Source organism: Afifella pfennigii DSM 17143 (assembly GCF_000688515.1).
GTDB classification, from domain to species: Bacteria; Pseudomonadota; Alphaproteobacteria; order Rhizobiales; family Afifellaceae; genus Afifella; species Afifella pfennigii.
In genome coordinates this window covers 67,660-88,192 of the sequence record NZ_JHZK01000014.1, presented here as the reverse complement: position 1 = coordinate 88,192, position 20,533 = coordinate 67,660, and the positions used below count along the sequence as shown (strand labels likewise).

Sequence of the window (20,533 nt, the reverse complement as noted above, 5' to 3'; positions counted from 1 at the left end):
GAACCGGATCCTGCTCGAGAACCACTATCTGCCCGGCGCGCTCGAGGCCGCCATCGGCGACTTCATCGATCACTACAACCACCGCCGCGTCCACGAGAGCCTCGGTAACGTCACGCCTGCCGATGCCTACTTCGGCAGGGCGCCGGCCATCCTCGAGGAGAGAAGGAGGATCAAGGACGAAACCATCCGGCAGCGCCGCTTGCTCAACCAGCAGCCCGCAGCCTAACGTCAACCCAATCGAGCCAGACCCTCCAAAGCGTCATGGCCTCCGAAGTCCCGAAATATCTGACGACGGACAACTACCGCACCGATGCGGCGCCGAGCCTGCCCCTGATGGCGACGGAGATCGGCGCCGTTCTCGCGCCGATGCGGCAGGGCCTGCGCATCGCCACCGGCGCGGAGATCGCAAGGCTCGGCGCGCCTCTGACGCCGGTTCAGCTGCAGCGGGCCGAGACAGAGGCCGCCGAGCTCGTGGCGCTGGGCGAGCCGGTGGAGGCGGAGCCCTGGGCCGGCGTGCGCCCCTGCATGCCGGACATGCTCCCCGTCCTTGGCAAGGCCCCGCGACATCCGGGGTTGTGGCTCAATTTCGGCCATGGCCACCAGGGCTTCACCCTCGGGCCGACCTCCGCCATCCTGCTCGGCGAGGCGATGAGCGCAAAACCGTCGCCGCTGATGGCCCAGCTGGCGCCGCAGGGCCGCCCGCTCTGCGGCTTGTGCTGAGCCTGTCTGTCTGATCCCTGGCGCGGCGGCCTCAGGCTCCGGCCTCCGCCATCCGGCTTTCCGGCGTTGCCGGTGCCGTCAGATAGGCTTCCAGCGCCGCGACTTCCGGCACCGAGAAGCGCAGGCCGAGCTTGGAGCGCCGCCACAGAACGTCCTCGGCCGTCAGCGCCCATTCGTGCCGGCGGAGATAATCCACCTCGCGCTGATAGAGCCCGGCGCCGAAATGGCGGCCGAGATCGGCCGGCCCGCTCGCCTCGCCGAGAAGCCTTTCCGTCTCCGTCCCGTAGGCGCGCACCAGCCGGGCGATCAGCGCGCGGGGCAAACCGGGGCGCTCGGCGGCGATCCTGGCGACGAGATCGTCGTAGCCTTCTTGGGGGAAATCCCCGCCCGGCAGGGGCTTGCCGTCCGTCCACGGCGCGCCGCGACGTTCCCCGAGCGCGCGCTCGATCTTCGCAAGCGCCGCCTCGGCAAGCCGGCGATAGGTGGTGATCTTGCCGCCGAGGACATGCAGCGCCGGCGCGCCTTCCGCATCGGCGAGGTCGAGCACGTAATCGCGCGTTGCCGCCTGCGCCGCGCTCGCCCCATCGTCGACGAGGGGCCGCACGCCGGAAAAGCTCCATACGACGTCCGTCGGCTTTACCGCGCGGGTGAAATAGCCGCTCGCCGCTTCGCACAGATAGTCGATCTCCTCCGCCGCGATGGCGACATCGCCCGGATCGCCGGCATAATCGAGATCGGTCGTGCCGATGAGGGTGAAGTCGCCCTCATAGGGGATGGCGAAGACGATGCGCCCGTCGGCGTTCTGGAAGATGTAGCAGCGGTCATGGTCGAAGAGCTTCTTGACCACGATATGGCTGCCCTTGACGAGACGGATGCGGCGCGGCTCGGCGGCCTGCGAGGCGATGCCGAGCCGGTCGACCCAGGGCCCGGCGGCGTTGACGACGAGGCGCGCCGAAACGCTCTCCTCCTCGCCTTCCGGCGTTTCAAGCCGCGCCCGCCACAGCCCGTTCTCGCTCTCAACCGCCGTGACCTTGGTGCGGGTGCGTATCCTCGCACCCTTCGCCTGCGCCGCGCGGGCGGTGAGCACGACGAGGCGGGCATCGTCCACCCAGCAATCGGAATATTCAAAGCCGAGCCGGCAATCGCCGGCGAGCGGCGCTCCGGCCGGGTCCTGTTTCAGATTGAGGATGCGCGTCGCCGGCAGCTTCCGGCGCCCGCCGAGATGGTCGTAGAGGAACAGCCCGAGCCGCAACAGCCAGGCCGGCCGCAGGCCCTTGTGATGCGGCAGCACGAAGCGCAGCGGCCAGACGATATGCGGCGCCATCGCCCACAACGTCTCGCGCTCCATCAGCGCCTCGCGCACCAGGCGGAACTCGTAATATTCCAGATATCTGAGGCCGCCATGGATGAGCTTGGTGGAGGCGGAGGAGGTGGCGCCTGCCAGATCTCCCATCTCGCACAGAAGCACCGACCAGCCGCGCCCGGCCGCGTCGCGGGCGATGCCGCAGCCATTGATGCCGCCTCCCACGACGAGGATGTCGTAGACGTCGTTGCGGGCGTTGGGCGTTTGCATGGCCGGGCCGGTTCAGATGATCCGCTTGCGCAGCGTGGCGGAGACGATCTCGCCGAGGATGACGAGAGCCAGGATGGCAAGTAGCACAGTCGCGGCTTCCGGCCAGTTGAAGGTGTCGATGGCGCTTTGCAGGACGATGCCGATGCCGCCCGCCCCGACGAGGCCGAGCACGGTGGATTCGCGCAGATTGATGTCCCAGCGCAGGATGCTGACCGCCCAGAAGGTGGGCATGACCTGCGGCACGATGGCGTAGAGGATGACCTTGAGCCGCGAGGCGCCCGTCGCCTCCAGTGCCTCCACCGGACGCCGGTCGATCTCCTCGATCGCCTCGCCGAGCAATTTGCCGATGAAGCCGATGGAGCGGAACATGATGGCGACGATGCCGGCGATGATGCCGGGTCCGAAGATGGCGACGAAGAGCAGCGCCCAGATGATGGTGTTGACGGAACGGCTGGAGACCAGGATGAAGCGGCCGAGCCACAGCGTGGCGATATTGGGCGTGGTGTTCTGCGCCGCGATATAGGCGACGGGCAGGGCGGCGAAGACGGCGACCGCCGTGGCGATGGTGGCGATGTTCACCGTCTCCAGAAGCACCCACAGGATGTCGGACAGATTGGAGAAATCCGGCGGCACCATGCGCCCGAAGAGGTCGCCCATCTGCTCCGGCGCGTCCAGCACCCAGGGCCAGATGACGTCGATGCTCATCACCGCCCAGACGACGGCGGCGACGGAGGCGAGGAAGACGAGGAAGCGGAAAAGCCGCTGGCCCGGCGTATAGCGGGCCCAGTCCTGCGGGTGGGCGTCGAGCTCTACCATATCCGCTTCCTGATCTGGCCGCTGATCCCCTCGCTGACGAGGATCGCGCCGACGATGACCATGGTGATGGCGAGGGCGAAGTCGTAGTCGTAGCGCCCGAAGGCGTTGGCGAGAGTGGAGCCGATGCCGCCCGCCCCGACGATGCCGACGACGGCGGAGGCGCGCAGATTGCTGTCGAGCTGATAGATGCTGAGGCCGATCTGGCGCGGCATGATCTGCGGGAAGACGGCGTAAAAGAGGGTGGAGAGATAGCCCGCCCCCACCGAGCGCATCGCCTCCACCTGACCCCAGTCGATTTCCTCGATGCGCTCTGCGAGCATCTTGGCGACGAAGCCGACGGAATAGACGATGAGGGTGAGAACGCCCGCCAGCGGCCCGAAGCCGACGGCCTTGACGAAGAGGATGGCGACGATCACCGGATGGAAGCTGCGCGCCACGATGATGATGGCCCGGCCGAGAAGATAGATCGGCTTCGGCGCCAGGTTCTTCGCCGCCATGAAGGCGATGGGGATCGACAAGAGCACCCCGCCGACGGTGGCGAGGATGGCGATCTTGATGCTTTCCAGGAAGCCGTCGATGAGAAGGCCGCTGCGCTCAAAGCTTGGCGGGATGGAGCCGGCGAAGATGCGCTGCGCGCGGGCAAGGCCCTCCGCGGCGCGCTGCCAGTCGAAGGGCAGGGAGGTGACCGCCCAAAGCGCATAGACGAGCACCGCCGCGGCCAGCCCGTAGCGCAGCACCGGGTTGGCGATCATCGGCGGCCGGTGCCAGGTCTCCGGCCAGGTCTCGCGGGTCTGGCTCACGCCGCCGAGACCTGCAAGGAGGGCGCCGGCGTCTCTTCCTCGCCGCGCTCTTCGGCCGGCAGGCCGGCATAGATCTCGTCCATGGCGGCCTTGTCGAGGCGCGAGGGTTCGGCGTCGAACATGATCTTGCCGTAGCGCATGCCGACGATGCGGTCGGTGTAGAGGCGCGCCTCGGCGACGTTGTGGATGTTGATGAGGACGGGCAGGGCGAATTCCGCCGAAAGCGAGCGCAGGAGCTCCATGATCTGCTCCGATGTCTTGGGATCGAGCGAGGCGGTCGGCTCGTCGGCGAGGAGGATTTCCGGCTCCTGCATCAAGGCCCGCACCACGCCCACGCGCTGGCGCTCGCCGCCGGAAAGCTCGTCGGCGCGCTTGTTGGCGTAATGGGCGATGCCCACCCGCTCCATCAATTCGTAGGCGCGGCGAATGTCGCGCTTGGGATAGCGCCGGCTCGCCGCCCGCCAGAAGGGCAGATAGCCGAGGCGGCCGGACTGCACGTTCTCCATCACCGTCAGCCGGTCGACCAGGTTGAAGCTCTGGAAGATCATGCCGATGCGGCGCCGTGCGGCGCGCAGCTCGCGGCCCTTGAGGTCGGAAAGCACGATGTCGTTGAGCGCGATCGTTCCGGAGGTCGGTTCCACCAGCCGGTTGATGCAGCGCAAGAGCGTGCTCTTGCCGGCGCCCGAAGCGCCGATGATGGCCACGACGCTGTTGCCGGGTACCTCCAGGTCGAGCCCCTTCAGCACCGGCTCGCCATGCCCGTAGCGCTTGACCAGGTTGGATATTTTCAGCATCGGCGCGAACTCCGGCGAAAGGGGGCGCGCTCGGCGCGCCCCTCTGGCGCTTACTCCTTGGCGAGACCCTGCGGGGTGTATTCCACGCCGTTGGCTTCCTGGATGTCGCGGATCACCTGCCAGTCCTTCTTGTAGGTGATCGGCACGAACTTGCTGACGCCGGTGAATTCCTCGCCGAGCTCGGTGCCTGCGAACTCGAAGGTGAAAAAGGCTTCCTTGATCTTCTCCGCCAGCTCCGGATCGAGATTGTGCGCATGCGTGTAGGAGGTCGTCGGGAAGGGATCGGACTGCCAGACGATCTTGACTTCCTCCGGGTCGTAGAGGTCGCGCTCGGCCATGCGGTCGACGACTTCTGAGGCGACCGGGGCGGCGTCGTAATCGCCGGCGACGACGCCCAGCATCGACTGGTCGTGCGAGCCCGAATAGGTGACCTCGTAATCCTCCTCCGGCGTTACGCCGAGCTTCGGAAACAGGGCGCGCGGAGCGAGATTGCCGGAATTGGAGGTGGGGGAGGTGTGGGCGATGCGCTTGCCCTTCAAATCCTCCATCGTGTCGATGCCGGAATCCTTGCGCGTATAGACCTGCAGCCGATAGCCGAAGGTGCCGTCCTCGCTGCCCATGATGGCGAAGGGAACGGCGCCGGCGAGATTGACCGCGAAGGGCGTCGGGCCGGTGGAGAAGCCGGCGATATGCAGGCGTCCGCTGCGCATCGCCTCCACCTCGGCGGAGTTCGACTGGACGGCGAAGAACTGCACGTCCTTACCGGTCACCTCTTCCAGATGCTTGATGAAGGGCTCCCAGATATCCTCGTAGATGGCCGGGTCCTCGACCGGCGTATAGGCGAAGACGAGCGTATCGGGATTGACGAGTTGCGAGGGATCGCTCGGCGTGTCGGCAACGAGATCGCCATCGGCGTCGCAGTACATCTGGTCGAGGTCGCCGCGGTTCGGGCAATCCTGCGCCAGCGCCGGCGAAAAGCCGAGGATGGCGGCAAGACCGAGCGCAGCGGCCGCAACGCCTGTGAGGCTGTCAATCTTCCTTGCTTTGAACGTCATCGTCTCCTCCGCTCTGGCCCTTTTTTCGACGGGCCGGTTACCTCGCGCGCCTGCGCTTTTGGGATTTGCGGACGGTATCTGCATCTTGTGGTAAGTTGCAACATATAATCGGCAAAAAGTTGCAAGACGGACGAATTTCGTGGGAATATCACACAAACGAACGAGTCTAAGGGCCGACCGTCCGTCCGGACGAAGCGCGGCGAGGAAGGAACCGGCAGATGCAGGAAGGTCTCGTGCGCCAGGCCGCTTCGCCGGGCGGGGCGCAGATGATGCGGCCGCTATCGTCGATGGAGCCTGGGCGTTTGCGCGCGGTCGATTTCGTCCTCACCGATATCGACGACACGCTGACGACGGGGGGCCGCCTGCCGGCGCTCGCCTATGCGGCGATGGAGCGGCTGAACGCCGCCGGGCTCACCATCGTCCCGGTGACCGGCCGGCCGGCGGGCTGGTGCGATCTCATCGCCCGGCTCTGGCCGGTCGACGCGGTGGTGGGCGAGAACGGCGCCTTCTATTTCGCCGCCAAAAACGGCTCCGGCGTCACCCGCGTCTTCCATCATCCGCCGGAGGAGCGGCGCCGCAACCGGGCGCGGCTCGACAGCATCGCCGAGGCGGTCCTCGCCGATGTGCCGGCCTCGCGGCTCGCCGCCGATCAGGTTTTTCGCGAGGCCGACCTTGCCATCGACTTCGCCGAGGACCTGCCGCGTCTCAGCGAGGCGGAGATCGACCGCATCGTCGCCTGTTTCGAGGCGGCGGGCGCGCACGCAAAAGTGTCATCGATCCATGTCAACGGTTGGTTCGGCGAATACGACAAGCTGGCCATGACCCGTCGCCTGTTCCAGGAGCGCTATGGGCTCGACATTGCGGCACAGAACGAGAAGGTGCTTTTCGTCGGCGATTCCCCCAACGACGCGCCGATGTTCGGCTTCTTTGACAACAGCGTCGCCGTCGCCAATTTCGCCCGCTTTCGCCAGCGCGCGGAAGAGCTGCCTCGATGGCTGACGCGCGAGGAGGGCGGGGCCGGCTTCGCCGAGCTGGCCGAGGCCATCCTGGCGGCAAGGAAGGCGCCGTGAGCCGCCTGCGCAAGGAGGAGCGGCGCGAGCACATCCTGCGCGAGGTGGAGCTGCACCCGCATGTGCGCATTTCCGATCTTGCCGGGCGTTTTGGCGTCTCCACCGAGACGGTGCGCCGCGATGTGGAGGCGCTGAGCCGCGAGGGCCTCATCGCCCGCGCCTATGGCGGCGCCTCGGCCGCGCCGATGGGGGCGCAGGCGCCTTTCGGCGAGCGCAACCGCGCCCGCATCGCCGAGCGCGAGCGCATCGGCGAGCGCGCCGCCGAGCTGGTGTGCCCCGGCGAGGTCTTGATGATCGACGCCGGCTCCACCACGCATCAATTCGCCCGCTGTCTCGCCTTGCGCGGGCTCGATCTGACGGTGCTGACCAACAGTCTCGCCGTCGCCGCCACGCTCGGCCAGAACGGCTCCATCCAGGTCATTCTCTGTCCGGGCGACTTGATGCCGCGCGAGGCGGCCGTCTATGGGCCGGAGACGCTCGATTTCCTCAACCGCTACAACGCCAACCGCGCCTTCATCGGCGCCAGCGGCCTGTCGGCCCAAGGCATTTCGGACGCCAACCGCGCCGCCGTCGCGGTCAAGCGGCGCATGATCGCGCAGGCGCGCGAGACCTTTCTTCTCATCGACCATTCCAAATTCGACGTCGATCTGGTGGCGCGCGTGGAGCCGATCGCCTCCTTCGCCGGCATCATCACCGACCGCGTCCCGTCAGGCACGCTGCGCGAGAGGATCGAGCAGGTAGGCCTCGATCTGGAGGTCGCCTGAGGCGCGGACCCGGTTGCCGAGGCTCTAGCTTTGGCGCCGCCGCTTCCATAGACCGCCTCTTGAGCGAAACGGCTGCGAGTGGCGAAGGCATCGATGCGCGAGGCACAAACGAGCCCTTACCAGGAAGGCGCCGGCGCCAGGATCGGCGACAGGATCGGTGAAAGGGCTGGCGGCAGGGATTGCGTTCTTGCCGTCGATCTCGGCGGCTCGGCGCTGAAGGCCGCCCTCTACACGCTGGAGGGAGAGGAGCTTGCGGCCGCCTTCCGTCCGCTCGGCTTCGAGGAGGACGAGGCGAGCGGGCGCTGCGAGCAGGATCCCGAGCACTGGTGGCGCACTCTCGGCGCGGTGGCAAAGGAGCTCGGCGAGACGGCGGAGCTTGCGCGCGTCGCCGCCATCGCCGTTTGCGGCTTCACCCGCACCCAGGTTTTTCTCGATGCCAGGGGCGACATCCTGCGCCCGGCCATCGGCTTTCGCGATTCGCGCGCCGCGGCCTGCGTTGAGGCGGCGCTTGCCGATCCCGCCCTTGCCGCCCATCCGGCCGCCGGCGGCTTCAACGCCTATCATCCGCTCGCCCGGCTTCTCTGGCTGAAGGCGCGCGAGCCGGAGAATTTCGCCCGCCTCTCCCTGGTCGTGGAGCCGAAGGATTTTCTCAATCTCCGCCTCACCGGCAAGGCGCGTTCGGACGCCATCTCGCTCTTCTGGCTCGCCGAGGCGATGCGCGGTGAGCCGCCGCGGCTCGCCGCGCTGGCTGGCCTTGAAGGCGATGTGCTGCCGCAGATCGGCCGTCCCGCCGACCGGGTCGGCACCGTGCGCCAAGGCTTGCCGGGCGCCCTGGCGAGGCTCGCCGGCGCCGCCGTCTTCTGCGGCTCCAACGACACCTTCATGGCGGTCGCCGGGCTCGGAGCCCTGGCGCCCGGCCGCGCCTGCGGCATCTCCGGCTCCTCGGAGGTTCTCGGCCTTCTGGCGGCAAGGCCCGGCAAGGCGGAAGGCCTCATCACCATCCCCTGGGGCGAGGGGCTCTGGCATCTCGGCGGGCCCGGCCAGAACGGCGGCAACGCGCTCGCCTATATCGTCGACAGGCTCGAGCCTTCGCCGCGCCCTCTGGCGGCGCGGTTGGAGAGGCTTCTTGCCGAGCCGCAATGCCCGCAGCCGCTTCTCTTCCTGCCGTTTCTGAACGGCGAGCGGGTGCCTTTCTGGGATCCGGATCTGCGCGCCGCCTTCCTCGGCCTTTCCGCCGCCCATTCGCGCGGCGACATGGTGCGTGCCGTCATGCAGGGCGTGGCGCTCTTGAACCGGACGGTGCTGGAACGGGCAGAAGCGGCTGTCGGGGTGCGGGCCGAGGAGCTTCGCCTGGCCGGCGGCGGGGCGAAAAGCGCCACCTGGAACCAGATCCGCGCCGACATCCTCGCCCGGCCCGTCCTGGTGCCGGAGGCGCGCGAGATGGGCCTTGCCGGCGGGCTCGCCTTGGCGCGCCTCGGCCTCGGGCTTGCTAAGAATCTCGCCGATGCCGCCGTCCTCGGCCGCCTGACGCGCTACGAACCGACGCCGGAAGGCCGCCGGCGCGGCGAGGCGCTGTTTGGCCTGTTCACCGACATGCAGCCGGCGCTGGCGGAGGCCGCCCACCGCCTCGTGGCGCTCGGGCGCGAGCGGGGGGCGACGCTGTAAGCCCGTTCTTTTCGCCGCAAGGCGGGACATTCGCGCCAAGGCCACTTGACCTTGCCGCGCATTCTGCGCCACGCGGAACGCTTCAGGAATGCACTGAATTCATCTGAACATGCACAACGACGAAGATGAGGCGCCGGTGAGGGCGAAGACGTGAGCGCCGCCGAGGCGACGGGGACGGGCGAGGGGCGGGCGCGGCTAAGGGGCTTCGTGGCGACCTACGGCACGGCGCTGGCCGGCCTTGCCGTGCTTGTCTTCTTTCTTTTCTTCGCGCGCAATTTCGCCTCCGGTGCCAATCTCCTCAACGTGTTGAAACAGGCGAGCTTTCTTTCCATCCTGGCGGTCGGCTTCACCTTCGCGCTGCTGACTTCCGAGCTCGATCTCTCCTTCGCCAATCTGTGCAGCCTGGCCGCCGTCGTCACCGGCGGCATGATCGCCGGCGGCATCGCCTGGCCGCTGGCGGCGCTGACCGGCCTTGCCATCGCCACCGCCGGCGGGCTCCTCAACGGCCTGCTCGTCACGGCGATCAAAGTACCCTCGCTGATTGCCACGCTCGGCACCGCCGCCATCGCCAACGGCCTTGCCTTCATGCTCACCGGCGGGGTCGCCTTCGTTGGCCGCTGGGATCCGGTCTTCCTGTCCCTGGCGCGCGGCAAGCTCTTCGGCGTGCCGGTGCTCGTCTTCTTCATGCTCGCCGTCGTCGCCCTCGCCTGGTTCCTGACCAAGAAGACCCGGCTCGGCGTGCATATGCTGGCGACCGGCGAGGCGCAGGAGGCGGCCCATCGCGCCGGCATCGCCACGCGCCGCATGAAGCTTGTCGGGCTGACGCTTTCCGGCGTCGCGGCCGGCATCGCCGCCGTCCTCCTCGTTGCCAATCTCAGCTCGGCGGCGCCGCAGATGGCCGGCGATTATCTTCTCAACGCCATTGCCGCGGTGCTTCTGGGCATGACCATGTTCGAGCCCGGCCGGCCGAATGTCGCCGGCACCTTCGTCGGCGCCCTCATCATCTCCGTGCTCGCCAACGGCCTCGTGCTTCTCGGCGCGCCCTATTACCTGCAGGACATCATGCTCGGCGTCATCGTGATCGCCTCGGTCTCGGTCTCCGCCAGCGTGCTGAAACGGGCGGCCTTTTCCGTATGAGCGCCCGCAACCCCAAGGAAGACGCAAGAAGGGGAACCCCATGAAGAAGTTTTTCGCGCCGGTTCTGGCGGCCTCAATCCTCGCTCTCGGCTCGGCGGTCTCCGCCAAGGCCTTCGAGCTCGGCGTCGTCGCCTTTCAGATGTCGTCGGAGACGCATGCCCGCGTCGCCAACGCGGCCGAGGCGGCCGCCAAGGAGAAGGGCTGGGACGTCGTCGTCTTGAACTCCAACGGCACCCTGCCGACCCATGCCGAGCAGATCGAGAACCTCATCCAGCGCGGCGTCGACGGCATCGTGCTGGCCATGTCGAAGCCGGTGGAGTTCGACGCCCAGATGCAGGCGGCCAAGGAGGCCGGCATTCCCCTCATCACCGTGATGAGCGGGGCGAGCCCGCACGCCCTCTTCGATATCCAGGTCAACGAATATGCCGTTGGCGCGGAGGCCGCGCTCTACCTTCTCGGCCAGATCGGCTATGAAGGCCCGATCCTCACCCAGCGCTTTGAATCCAATGTCGGCACCCGCGTCCGCGGCAAGGTGCTCGATGTCGTCCTCAGCGAGAACAAGGCCGTTGAGGAAGTCGGCTCCCATTCCATGGCCCGCACCAAGAGCTGGCGCGAGGACGTGCGCAGCGGCATGAGCGCGCTGATCCTGCAGAACGCCGGCAACTTTGAAGGCATCTGGGCCTCCTTCGACGGCCAGGCTTTCATCATCGACGATCTTCTCAAAGAGCAGGGCATGCAGAAGGGCGATGTCGTGCTCGTCTCCATCGATGGCGGCCAGGAGACCTACCGGCGCATCAAATCGCCCGATTCCATGCTGATGGCGACCGTCGCCATCCCCTTCGAGGCGATGGGCGAGGGCGCGGTGGAGGCGATGCAGCGCATCGCCGTCGACGGCGAGGCCAAGGAGGCGGTGACTTCCGGCCCCTATCTCTTCATGGGCGCCGATCTCGTCGATCAGTCCAATGTCGATGCTTTCATCGAGGAATAGGCGCGAGGGCCGGCGGCGCCCGCCGCCGGCTGTTTCCCACAGAGGATGCAGATGAGCGAGATCCTGTCGGTGCGCGGTGCGGCGAAGTCCTACGGCGCGGTGAAGGCCTTGCGCGGGGCCGATCTTGCCGTTGCCAGGGGCGAGGTGCATGCGCTGTGCGGCGACAACGGCGCCGGCAAGTCGACCCTCATCAAGCTCGTTGCCGGCGTGGAGCATCCCGATGCCGGCGAGATCGCCCTGCGCGGCGAGAAGGTGCGCTTTTCCAGCCCGCACGACGCGCTCGCGGCCGGCATCGCCACCATCCATCAGGATCTCGGCCTGGCTCCCGGCCTGACCATCTACCAGAACGTCTTCATGGGCTCTGAGCTGGTCAAGCGCGTCCTCGGCATCCCGGTTCTGGACCGCGCCGCCATGATCGCCCGCTCGCAGGATTTCCTCGTCCAGCTCAACTCCGTCATGCGCGATATGACGGCGCGGGTGGAGAACCTGTCCGGCGGCCAGCGCCAGGCGGTGGCGCTGTGCCGGGCGTTGCGCTGGAACGCCGAGATCATCGTCATGGACGAGCCGACCGCCGCCCTCGGCGTGCGCGAGACGGAAGAGGTTATCAAGCTCATCCGCCGGCTGAAGGAGAACGGCGTTACCGTCATTCTCATCAGCCACAACATGAACGACGTCATCGCCGTCGCCGACCGGGTGACGATTTTGCGCGGCGGGCGCACCGAGACCTCGCTGCCGACGGAGGGCCTTAACGCCCAGGCTCTCTCCGACCTCATCATGCGCGGCGAGACGGCACTGGAAGAGGCCGGCTAAGGCGGAGCGCGGGCCGTGCCGAAGCCGGCCCGCCCGCCTCCTTCAGTCGCTGGCCTTGTGCATCGCCTCTTGCAGCTTCTTCTTGTCTGCCTCTGAGAGCTCGGGCCGGTCCATCGTGATCGTGAGCTTCTCAAGCTTGGCCGTCAGCGGGAAGGGCGGCTTGTAATCGGCGTCGTTGACCCCCGTCAGCGTGTCGGAGCCGATGTCGAAGGCTTCGTCCCATTGCAGGATCACGGGCAGGGTGTTCTTCATCGCCTTGGTGTCGACGTCCTTGCCGTCGACTTTCAGCGTGCCCGTGCCGGCCTGGCCGATGCCGCTCGAATTGTTGTAGGCGAGCGTGCCGATGCCAAGCCCATCGTACTTGAAGTCGAACTCGACGGTATGCTTGCCGGGCGTCAGGGGGTCCGACCCTTCCCACTTGATCCGCTCAAGATCGACCAGGTTCCACACGAACACCGGCTTGCTGTCCTTCAGGTACAGCCCGTAGCCGGCGAAGCGCCCGCCGGAGGTGAGGATCATTCCCTCGGCGCCGCCTTCAGGCACGTCCAGCTCGGCGGTGATCGTGTAGGACGTGTTGAGCAGGAGCGGCGAGTCGCCCTGCGGCAGTCCCGTCATCGGGCGCGTATAGACGAACTCCTTCCGCCCCGCGGTGATGTTCGGACGCGGCGCGACGATCCGGGCCTGAACGGAGGCATCCATCGGGAAGACCTGATACTTCTTTGCCTCCTCGATGAACATCGCCTTCAGTTCGTTGACCTTGTCGGGATGCGCATCGGCGATGTCCGTCGTCTGGTTCATGTCCTTGGTCAAATCGTAGAGCTGAAGCACCTGGTTGTTCAGCGGATCGGGGTTGGCCGGGCCTGTGACATCCCACGGCGCCCGGTTGACCTTGGTGCTCAACAGCCAGCCCTCGTGATACAGCGCCCATTGCCCGAACATCTCGAAATACTGGGTCTTGTGGCGGCTTGGCTCATCGGCGTTCGCCGCCTCGAAGGCGTAGGCGAAGCTCGTGCCTTCGATCGGGGCTTGCTGGATGCCGTCGACTTCCTGCGGCGCCTTGATGCCTGTGACCTCCAGGATGGTGGGCACGACATCGATGACATGCATGAACTGGTCGCGCTTGCCGCCCTTGTCGGTGATGCGCGCCGGCCAGGAGACGACCATGTTCTGGCGGATGCCGCCCAGGCGCGAGGCGTTCTGTTTGAACCAGTCGAACGGCGTGTCGAAGGCCCAGGACCAGCCGGCGGACATGTGATTGTAGGTCTCCTCGGTGCCCCAGACGTCGTACCACTTCATCTGCGTTTCGGCCGGGATCATGTTGAGCCCGTTGAAGAACGCGACCTCGTTCGGCGTCCCCAGCGGGCCGCCCTCCGCGCTCGTGCCGTTGTCGCCGTTAATGTAGAATATCAGCGTGTTGTCGATCTCGCCGATATCCTCGATCGCCTCGATCACGCGCCCGATTTCGTGATCGGTATAGGCGGCATAGGCGGCGAAAATCTCCACCTGCCGGATGAACAGCTTCTTTTCGGTGTCGGTGAGCTCCTCCCAGGGCTTGATCTCGTCGGCCGGCCAGGGCGCGAGCTTTGCGTCCTCAGGCACGAGCCCCATCTTCTTCTGGTTGTCGAAGATCGTCTGGCGCAGCGCCTCGTAGCCATCGTCGAAGAGGTTCATCGCCGCGATCTTCTCCACCCATTCCTTGGTCGGGTGGTGCGGTGCGTGCGTGGCGCCGGGGGCGTATTTGACGAAGAAGGGCTTCGACGGGGCGGTCTGGTGCATGCGCGTGATCCAGTCGATGGCGTCGTCCGCCATGCCGGTGATCAGGTTCCATTCAGGATCGCCGTCGAAGGGGTAGATCTGCGTCGTGTTGCGGAAGAGGTTCGGCTGCCACTGGTTGGCATCGCCGCCCACGAAGCCGTAGAAGTATTCGAAGCCCATGCCGGTCGGCCACTGGTCGAAGGGCCCGGACTGGCTGGCCTGGAAGGCCGGCGTGTTGTGGTTCTTGCCGAACCACGAGGTGTTGTAGCCGTTGTCGAGCAGGATCCGGCCGATCGTCGCCTTGTCCTTCGCGATGATGGAATTGTAGCCGGGATAGCCCGTCGATTGCTCGGAAATGACGCCGAAGCCCGCTGAATGGTGGTTGCGGCCGGTGATCAGCGCGGCGCGCGTCGGCGAGCAGAGCGCCGTGGAATGGATGTTGGTGAACCGGAGCCCTTCCTGCGCGAGCTTGTCCATCGTTTCGGTCGGGATCACGCCGCCGAAGGTGCTCGGCACGCCGAAGCCGGCATCGTCGGTGATGATGAGCAGCACATTCGGCGCGCCATCCGGCGGCACCACGCGCGGCGGCCACCAGGGCGTCGATTGCAGCGCCTGCTCGTTGATCGTGCCGCCGAATTGCGGCGGTGGCGGTGGGAGCTGAAGGCCGTCGATCGTGGTTGTGGCGTTCGGCGCACCGGAACTTGTCTGAGCAAGGGAGGGCGTCGCCCATAGGGCGCCGGTCGCGAGCATCGCCAAAAATGCGGTGAAGGTTCTGTTCATCGTCAAGCCTCCGCATTGCCTGTCTTCGCGCGTCCTGAGCGTGACTGGCCGGTCGTTGTGCGCGGCCGGCAAGCGCGATATCGCCTGTTGGCCCGCTGCGGTGACTTCCTTGCCCCGCAGCATAACGGGTCTTGGGCTCAGAAGCGCACCGATTGTATGCCTTTCGGGGAGACGAATTTTGCTTCGCGCGCCAGTTCGGGGTATTTTGGAAGCCGATTAATACTGTGCGAGGCTGGGTATGTCGGCCGAGCTGCCGCTTGCGCGCGCCGCCGCCTTGCGTCCTTTTCTCTTCTGGCTGGAAGGGGAGGGCGTGCCCTTGCAGCGTGCCTTCGCCGTTGCCCATCTTGCCGCCTATCCGTGGGAAAGGCCGGAAGCGCCGACCCCCTTTGCCGGCATGTTCACCTTTTTGGGGATTGTCGCCCGGCGCGAGGGGCTGTGGGACATGGGCTGCCGCAGCTATGGGGCTCGCACGCTGACCGATTTCGGTCTCATCGGCCATGCTCTGGCGGGGGCGCGCACGCCCCGAGAGGCGCTGATGCGTGCCTCGCGGGCCATGCCGTATTTTTCCAGTCACGAACGGATCTGGATCGACACCGCCCGCCAGCATCCGGTGGTCTGCGCCGCCTTCCTCGGCGCCTTCGATCCGGCCGGCCTGCATATCGCCCAGCAGCTGACGGCCATGACCCTTTCGGGGCTCGTGGAGGCCGCTGGCGCGGGCGAGCGCCAGCTTCGTCTGGTGGAGATCGTTCCCTGGGACGGCGTCAGGATCCGGGAGCTTCAGCGCTGGCTGCACGGGGAGGTCCGGCCCTCCGTTTGCGGAACTTTGGTGCTGCATTTCCGGCAGGGCGCGCTCGACCGTCCCTATGCGGCGCCTTTGGCGCTGCTGCAGCCCGCGCCGCCTCTCGCCGCGCAATGGGTGCGGTTGAACGAGCAGCTTTCGCTGGTGGAGGCCGTCCGCATCCAGATCGAGGAGATGCTGGTCGAGGGCAAGCCGACCTTGCGCGATGTCGCGCACGCGACCGGCGTCAGCGCCCGGACCCTGCAAAGGCTGCTGGCAGCGGCCGATACCGCCTTCACCAGCGTTCTGGACGAGGCCCGCCGTATCCACGCCCTTGCGGCGATCGAAGGGACTGCCGAGCCCTTCGGCGCCATCTCCGCCGGTCTCGGCTATTCAAGCCAGGCTTGCCTCAGCCGGGCCGTCAGGCGCTGGGCGGCGAAGAGCCCGCGGGAAATCCGGCGGTTTTCGCGCCAGCCCGGCAAGGGCGCTTGACGCCGCAGCCGGCCGGTCCGGGCTTGCCTCTCGCGGCACTGGCCCGGCCGATCGTCCTCGCCGCACCTCCGGCGGGTCTGCGCGGAGACTTGGCGCTTGCGAAAACCCCGGCATTCGTCGCCATTTGCCGTACCCGTGAGTTGACAAAGTTTCTACCGCCGCCACAACCTCCGACGATCTCCATGTTTGTTTGGGCTTGAGGGGGAAGTGGATGTCGGAGCTGGGCTCGATGAGGGGCGGCGCCTTGCTGATGGGCGGCGCGGCGTTTGGCCTGGCTATGTTGTGGCACGGCGCGGGCATGGCGCAGGAGGCGCCGCCGCCCGCCGTTGTCGTCGCCCCGGCCGCCATCGTCGACCTGGCCGAGACGGCCCGCTTCAACGGACGCCTCGATGCCGACCGGCGCGTTTCCCTGGTGGCGCGGGTCGGCGGAACGCTCAAAGAGGTCAACTTTCAGCCCGGCGACCGGGTGCGCGAGGGCCAGCTTCTCTACCGCATCGAGCCCGACCTCTACGCCACCGCCGTGACGGAGGCGGAAGGCGCGCTGAAAAGCGCCGAGGCGACCCGCGATCTCGCCAGTCTGGACCGCGACCGCCAGGCACAGCTGGTGGAGCGCCAGGCCGCGCCGCAGGCGGCGCTCGACAATGCCGAGGCGATGCTGGCGAGGTCCGAGGGCGACGTGATTCGGCTTCAGGGCTCGCTGGAGCGTGCGCGCATCAACCTTTCTTATACCGAGATCACCGCCCCCTTCGACGGGCGCATCGGCGCCTCCGCCGTGGATGAAGGCGCGCTTGTCGGCCCGGAGAGCGGCGCGCTTGCCACCCTTATCCAACTTGATCCGATCCATGTGGTGTTTCCGGTCCCCACGGCGGCGCTGCGCAATTATGTGGAGCGGCTGGAAGCGGGAAGCGCGGCGCGCGAGGCCGCGGTGACGCTGGAGCTTGCCAATGGCAGTCGCTACGACAGGCCGGGCGACATCGATTTCGTCGACAGCGCCGTCAATGCCGGCACCGACAGCGTGACCCTGCGCGCCCTTTTCGACAATCCCGACGGGCTGCTCTTGGACGGCGAGCTGGTGCGCGTCATCCTCACCGCCGCGGCGTCCGAAGGCGTGCTCGCGGTGCCGCAGGAAGCGGTGCAGCGCGACATTCAGGGCGCCTTCGTCCTGGTGGTGGGCGAGGGCGAGACGGTGGAGCAGCGCCGCGTCGAGGTTAGCCGCACCTCCGAGGGTTTTTCTGTCATCGCCGCCGGGCTTCAGGAAGGCGAGCTCGTCATCACCGAGGGCGTCAACAAGGTGCGGCCGGGCATGGTCGTCGACGCCGCTCCGGCCGGGAACGGCTGAACCATGCTCGCTGATACCTTCATCAAGCGCCCCCGGCTCGCCGGGGTGATTTCCATCGTCCTCTTCCTCGCCGGCCTCATCGCCCTGCTGCGCATGCCGGTGGAGCAATTCCCCGATATCGTGCCGCCGCAGGTCTCCGTCACCGCCTCCTATCCCGGGGCAGGGGCGGAGGTGGTGGAGCAGACCGTGGCGCAGGTGATCGAGGACAAGGTCATCGGCGTCGACCGCATGATCTACATGAAGTCGACCTCCGGCGCCGACGGCACCTACATCCTGAACGTCAGCTTCGAGGTGGGCACCGATCCGGATATCGCCACCGTCAACGTGCAGAACCGGGTGGCGCTGGCCGAACCGCTCCTGCCGCCGGAGGTGCGCCAGACGGGCGTGCAGGTCGCCAAGAAGAGCTCCTCGCTCCTCCTCGGCGTGGTGCTTTTTTCCGAGAGCGAGGCGGTGAGCGGCGCCGATCTCACCAATTACGCCCGTATCAATCTCATCGATACGCTGAAGCGTGTGCCAGGGGTGGGCGATGCCTCCATGTTCGGCGGCAACGAATTCGCCATGCAGGTGTCGCTCGACGTCGACCGGCTGGCGGCCCTCGGCCTCACCCCTGCCGACGTCATCGCCGCGCTGAAGAGCCAGAACGTGCAGGCGGCGATCGGCCGGGTGGGCGGCCAGCCCATGACCAAGGATCCCGGCCTGCAGCTCAACATCTCCGCCCAGGGCCGGCTGGAGAGCGCGGAGGAGTTCTCCCGCATCATCCTGCGCTCCGATCCGGGCGGCGGCACCGTGCGGGTGAGCGATGTCGCCGAGGTGGTGCTCGGCGAGAAGAGCGCCGACGTGGCGACGAGTTTCAACGGCCTGCCTTCCACGCTGGTCGGCGTCTATCTAGCGCCGGGCGGCAACGCCCTCAATGCGGCGGACGGCGTGAAAGCGGCCATGGAGCGTGCCGCCGGCTTCTTTCCAGCCGGCATGTCCTACGAGATCGTCTCCGACAATTCGGTCTTCGTGAAGGAGAGCATCTCGGAGGTCGAGCACACGCTGTTCGAGGCCTTCATCCTCGTCGTCCTCGTGGTCTTCATCTTCCTCGGCTCGCTGCGCGCCACCATCGTGCCCGTCATCGCCGTGCCGGTGGCGCTGGTCGGCACCTTCGCGGTGATGCTGGCCATGGGCTTCACCCTCAACACCGTCTCGCTCCTGGCGCTCGTCCTGGCCATCGGCATCGTCGTCGACGACGCCATCGTCGTGGTGGAGGCGGTGGAGGCCAAGATGGCCGACAATCCCGAGATGAGCCCGACGGAGGCCGCCTCAGCGGCGATGGCCGAGATCACCGGCGCCATCGTGGCGATCACCCTGGTGCTTCTGTCGGTCTTCGTCCCGGTCGCCTTCATCCCCGGCATTTCCGGCCAGCTATTCCAGCAATTCGCCGTCGCCGTCTCCGTTTCCATGGTGATCTCGGCGGTGAACGCCCTCACCCTGTCGCCGGCGCTCTGCGCCATCGTCCTGAAGCCGCATCACGGCCCGCGCCGCGGCGTCATGGGCTGGATTTCGCGCGGCATCGACCGCACGCGCGACGGCTATGCCAAAATCGCCGGCGCCATCGCTCGGCGCGCCGTCCTCGGCCTCGGCCTGCTTCTCGTGGCGCTGCTTGTCACCGGCGGTCTCTTCCGCATCGTGCCGACCGGGTTCCTGCCGGCGGAGGACCAGGGCTCCTTCATCGTGGAGACGCGCCTGCCGGAGGCGGCCTCCGTCAATCGCACCGTCGCGGCGCAGCGGCGGGTGGAGGAGATGCTGCGCGAACTGCCAGGGGTTGCGAGCGTCACCTCCGTCACCGGCTATTCCATCCTCGATGGCATCACCAAGTCGAACGCCGCCTTCGCGCTCGTTTCCATGGCGCCCTTTGCGGAGCGCACCAGCGAGGAGACCTCCGTCTTCGCCGCCATCCGCCAGGCGATGCGACAGGGCGCGGCCATCCGCGAGGCGCAGGTCATCGCCTTCAACCTGCCGCCGATCGCCGGCCTTGGCTCCGGCTCCGGCTTTGAGTTCCAGCTCCTCGACACCCAGGGCCGCAGCGCCGCCGAGCTCGCCTCCACCGCGCGCGGGCTCGCCTTCGCCGCCAATCAGGATCCGCGGCTTTCCGGCGTCTACACCACCTTCTCGGCGGAAAGCCCGCAGCTCTTTCTCAATATCGACCGCGAGCGGCTCTATGCGCTGGGCGTGCCGGTCTCCGATGTCTTCGCCGCGCTCCAGCCGACGCTCGGCATGGCCTATGTCAACGATTTCAATCTCTTCGGTCGGTCCTGGCAGGTGCGTATGACGGCCGCGCCGACGGGGCGCGATAGCGTCGGCGACATCGCGCGGGTGCATGTGCGCTCCGATACGGGCGAGATGGTGCCCATCGGCGCCTTCGCCGAGCCGGAATACATCGTCGGGCCGATCTCGCTGCAGCGCTATAACAACCAGCGCTCCGCCACCATCAACGGCGATCCGGCCCCCGGCACGTCTTCCGGCGACGCCCTTTTGGCGATGGAGGAGATGGCCGCCGGAGCCATGCCGCCGGGCTTCGATTACGCCTGGACCGGCACCGCCTTGCAGGAGAAGGAGGCGGCCGGGCAGACGACGGCGATCCTCGCCTTGGCGGTGCTCTTCGCCTATCTCTTCCTCGTCGGGCTCTACGAGAGCTGGACGATACCGGTGCCGGTGCTTCTGTCGGTCGTCTTTGGCGTCGCCGGCTCCATGGTGGCGCTGCTTCTGACGGGCCTGCCCTTCAACGTCTACGCCCAGATCGGCCTCGTCGTCCTCATCGCGCTGGCGGCCAAGAACGCCATTCTCATCGTGGAATTCGCCAAGGCGCGGCGCGAGGCGGGCGCGCCGATCCTCGACGCGGCGATCTCCGGCGCGCATGCGCGCTTCCGCGCCGTGATGATGACGAGCTTCGCCTTCATCGCCGGCCTCATTCCGCTGGTCACCGCCGAAGGCGCCTCCATGCTGTCGCGGCGCGCCGTGGGCACGGGTGTGGCCGGCGGCATGCTGGCCGCCGCCGCCATCGGCATCTTCGTCGTGCCGGCCCTCTACGTCATTTTCCAGAGCCTGCGCGAGCGCGCCAACCGGCTTGCCGGAAGAGGCAGGGCGGAGGGGCCGGAGGCGGCCTGAAGCCGAAAGGCTGTCGCTGCGACATGAAGGCCCTTGTCGCAGCCTCA

Annotated in this window: 17 protein-coding genes; 11 read left to right on the top strand and 6 right to left on the bottom strand. The window is 67.3% G+C overall.

Annotation, left to right across the window (positions count from 1 at the left end; genetic code table 11):
- Both Q331_RS0111465 and Q331_RS0111460 read left to right on the top strand, forming a co-directional pair.
- On the top strand, positions 1 to 226 hold a 226-nt coding region (locus Q331_RS0111465; protein ID WP_026380802.1), incomplete at its 5' end, for an integrase core domain-containing protein.
- 35 nt (positions 227 to 261) lie between these two features.
- Positions 262 to 720, top strand: a complete 459-nt coding sequence (locus tag Q331_RS0111460) for an NAD(P)/FAD-dependent oxidoreductase (RefSeq protein ID WP_026380801.1) — start codon at positions 262 to 264, stop codon at positions 718 to 720.
- A 31-nt stretch (positions 721 to 751) separates the two neighbouring features.
- Here Q331_RS0111460 and glpD read toward each other — a convergent pair whose 3' ends face one another.
- Genes glpD through phnD form a run of 5 tightly spaced genes read right to left on the bottom strand, consistent with a single transcriptional unit; the run spans position 752 to position 5,758 of the window.
- Positions 752 to 2,293 carry a glycerol-3-phosphate dehydrogenase gene (glpD, locus tag Q331_RS0111455; RefSeq protein WP_026380800.1) on the bottom strand — a complete coding sequence of 514 codons (1,542 nt, stop codon included), beginning with the start codon at positions 2,291 to 2,293 and terminating at the stop codon, positions 752 to 754.
- 12 nt (positions 2,294 to 2,305) lie between these two features.
- Positions 2,306 to 3,109: a phosphonate ABC transporter, permease protein PhnE gene (gene phnE, locus Q331_RS0111450; protein WP_026380799.1), complete on the bottom strand. Its 804-nt coding sequence runs from the start codon at positions 3,107 to 3,109 to the stop codon at positions 2,306 to 2,308.
- Positions 3,103 to 3,861 (bottom strand): phosphonate ABC transporter, permease protein PhnE, encoded by a 759-nt coding sequence (gene phnE / locus Q331_RS0111445; protein WP_051631068.1) that lies wholly within the window; start codon positions 3,859 to 3,861, stop codon positions 3,103 to 3,105. The genes phnE (Q331_RS0111450) and phnE (Q331_RS0111445) overlap by 7 nt, the downstream gene beginning before the upstream one ends.
- Before the next feature lie 44 nt (positions 3,862 to 3,905).
- On the bottom strand, positions 3,906 to 4,703 hold the full coding sequence (gene phnC / locus Q331_RS0111440) for a phosphonate ABC transporter ATP-binding protein (protein WP_026380797.1): 798 nt from the start codon (positions 4,701 to 4,703) through the stop codon (positions 3,906 to 3,908).
- A gap of 50 nt (positions 4,704 to 4,753) precedes the next feature.
- Complete coding sequence (phnD, locus tag Q331_RS0111435) at positions 4,754 to 5,758, bottom strand: phosphate/phosphite/phosphonate ABC transporter substrate-binding protein (RefSeq protein WP_051631066.1); 1,005 nt, start codon at positions 5,756 to 5,758, stop codon at positions 4,754 to 4,756.
- Positions 5,759 to 5,976: 218 nt separating this feature from the next.
- Between phnD and Q331_RS0111430 the strand changes: the two genes are divergently transcribed.
- The 6 genes from Q331_RS0111430 (at position 5,977) to Q331_RS0111405 (ending at position 12,192) form a co-directional block, all read left to right on the top strand.
- Positions 5,977 to 6,828 (top strand): HAD-IIB family hydrolase, encoded by an 852-nt coding sequence (locus Q331_RS0111430; RefSeq protein WP_407637778.1) that lies wholly within the window; start codon positions 5,977 to 5,979, stop codon positions 6,826 to 6,828.
- Entirely contained in the window at positions 6,825 to 7,592 is a 768-nt protein-coding gene (locus tag Q331_RS0111425; protein ID WP_026380794.1) for a DeoR/GlpR family DNA-binding transcription regulator, read from the top strand. The genes Q331_RS0111430 and Q331_RS0111425 overlap by 4 nt, the downstream gene beginning before the upstream one ends.
- A 93-nt stretch (positions 7,593 to 7,685) precedes the next feature.
- Complete coding sequence (locus Q331_RS0111420) at positions 7,686 to 9,257, top strand: xylulokinase (RefSeq protein ID WP_051631065.1); 1,572 nt, start codon at positions 7,686 to 7,688, stop codon at positions 9,255 to 9,257.
- Positions 9,258 to 9,407: 150 nt separating this feature from the next.
- Positions 9,408 to 10,394 carry an ABC transporter permease gene (locus Q331_RS0111415; protein WP_051631064.1) on the top strand — a complete coding sequence of 329 codons (987 nt, stop codon included), beginning with the start codon at positions 9,408 to 9,410 and terminating at the stop codon, positions 10,392 to 10,394.
- Positions 10,395 to 10,434: 40 nt separating this feature from the next.
- Positions 10,435 to 11,382: a sugar ABC transporter substrate-binding protein gene (locus tag Q331_RS0111410; RefSeq protein ID WP_026380791.1), complete on the top strand. Its 948-nt coding sequence runs from the start codon at positions 10,435 to 10,437 to the stop codon at positions 11,380 to 11,382.
- 51 nt (positions 11,383 to 11,433) lie between these two features.
- On the top strand, positions 11,434 to 12,192 hold the full coding sequence (locus tag Q331_RS0111405) for an ATP-binding cassette domain-containing protein (RefSeq protein WP_026380790.1): 759 nt from the start codon (positions 11,434 to 11,436) through the stop codon (positions 12,190 to 12,192).
- A 42-nt stretch (positions 12,193 to 12,234) separates the two neighbouring features.
- Here the strand turns inward: Q331_RS0111405 and Q331_RS0111400 are convergent, their stop codons facing one another.
- Complete coding sequence (locus Q331_RS0111400) at positions 12,235 to 14,727, bottom strand: arylsulfatase (RefSeq protein ID WP_084175006.1); 2,493 nt, start codon at positions 14,725 to 14,727, stop codon at positions 12,235 to 12,237.
- Between the two features lie 238 nt (positions 14,728 to 14,965).
- Here Q331_RS0111400 and Q331_RS0111395 point away from each other — a divergent pair, with 238 nt between their 5' ends.
- From Q331_RS0111395 to Q331_RS0111385, 3 genes are all read left to right on the top strand, one after another.
- Positions 14,966 to 15,997 carry a helix-turn-helix domain-containing protein gene (locus Q331_RS0111395; protein ID WP_026380788.1) on the top strand — a complete coding sequence of 344 codons (1,032 nt, stop codon included), beginning with the start codon at positions 14,966 to 14,968 and terminating at the stop codon, positions 15,995 to 15,997.
- Positions 15,998 to 16,295: 298 nt separating this feature from the next.
- Positions 16,296 to 17,336, top strand: coding sequence for an efflux RND transporter periplasmic adaptor subunit (locus Q331_RS0111390; RefSeq protein ID WP_245615619.1), 1,041 nt, complete (start codon positions 16,296 to 16,298; stop codon positions 17,334 to 17,336).
- A gap of 3 nt (positions 17,337 to 17,339) precedes the next feature.
- The gene (locus Q331_RS0111385) at positions 17,340 to 20,486 is read left to right on the top strand and encodes an efflux RND transporter permease subunit (RefSeq protein WP_026380786.1); all 3,147 of its coding nucleotides are present in this window, start codon (positions 17,340 to 17,342) and stop codon (positions 20,484 to 20,486) included.
- Positions 20,487 to 20,533 lie beyond the last annotated feature (47 nt).

Excerpts from the sequence above, each read along its gene's own strand:
- Q331_RS0111460 (WP_026380801.1), top strand. The coding sequence starts at position 262 with ATGGCCTCCGAAGTCCCGAAATATCTGACGACGGACAACTACCGCACC.
- glpD (WP_026380800.1), bottom strand. The coding sequence starts at position 2,293 with ATGCAAACGCCCAACGCCCGCAACGACGTCTACGACATCCTCGTCGTG.
- phnE (WP_026380799.1), bottom strand. The coding sequence starts at position 3,109 with ATGGTAGAGCTCGACGCCCACCCGCAGGACTGGGCCCGCTATACGCCG.
- phnE (WP_051631068.1), bottom strand. The coding sequence starts at position 3,861 with ATGATCGCCAACCCGGTGCTGCGCTACGGGCTGGCCGCGGCGGTGCTC.
- phnC (WP_026380797.1), bottom strand. The coding sequence starts at position 4,703 with ATGCTGAAAATATCCAACCTGGTCAAGCGCTACGGGCATGGCGAGCCG.
- phnD (WP_051631066.1), bottom strand. The coding sequence starts at position 5,758 with ATGACGTTCAAAGCAAGGAAGATTGACAGCCTCACAGGCGTTGCGGCC.
- Q331_RS0111430 (WP_407637778.1), top strand. The coding sequence starts at position 5,977 with ATGCAGGAAGGTCTCGTGCGCCAGGCCGCTTCGCCGGGCGGGGCGCAG.
- Q331_RS0111420 (WP_051631065.1), top strand. The coding sequence starts at position 7,686 with ATGCGCGAGGCACAAACGAGCCCTTACCAGGAAGGCGCCGGCGCCAGG.
- Q331_RS0111410 (WP_026380791.1), top strand. The coding sequence starts at position 10,435 with ATGAAGAAGTTTTTCGCGCCGGTTCTGGCGGCCTCAATCCTCGCTCTC.
- Q331_RS0111405 (WP_026380790.1), top strand. The coding sequence starts at position 11,434 with ATGAGCGAGATCCTGTCGGTGCGCGGTGCGGCGAAGTCCTACGGCGCG.
- Q331_RS0111400 (WP_084175006.1), bottom strand. The coding sequence starts at position 14,727 with ATGAACAGAACCTTCACCGCATTTTTGGCGATGCTCGCGACCGGCGCC.
- Q331_RS0111395 (WP_026380788.1), top strand. The coding sequence starts at position 14,966 with ATGTCGGCCGAGCTGCCGCTTGCGCGCGCCGCCGCCTTGCGTCCTTTT.
- Q331_RS0111390 (WP_245615619.1), top strand. The coding sequence starts at position 16,296 with ATGGCGCAGGAGGCGCCGCCGCCCGCCGTTGTCGTCGCCCCGGCCGCC.
- Q331_RS0111385 (WP_026380786.1), top strand. The coding sequence starts at position 17,340 with ATGCTCGCTGATACCTTCATCAAGCGCCCCCGGCTCGCCGGGGTGATT.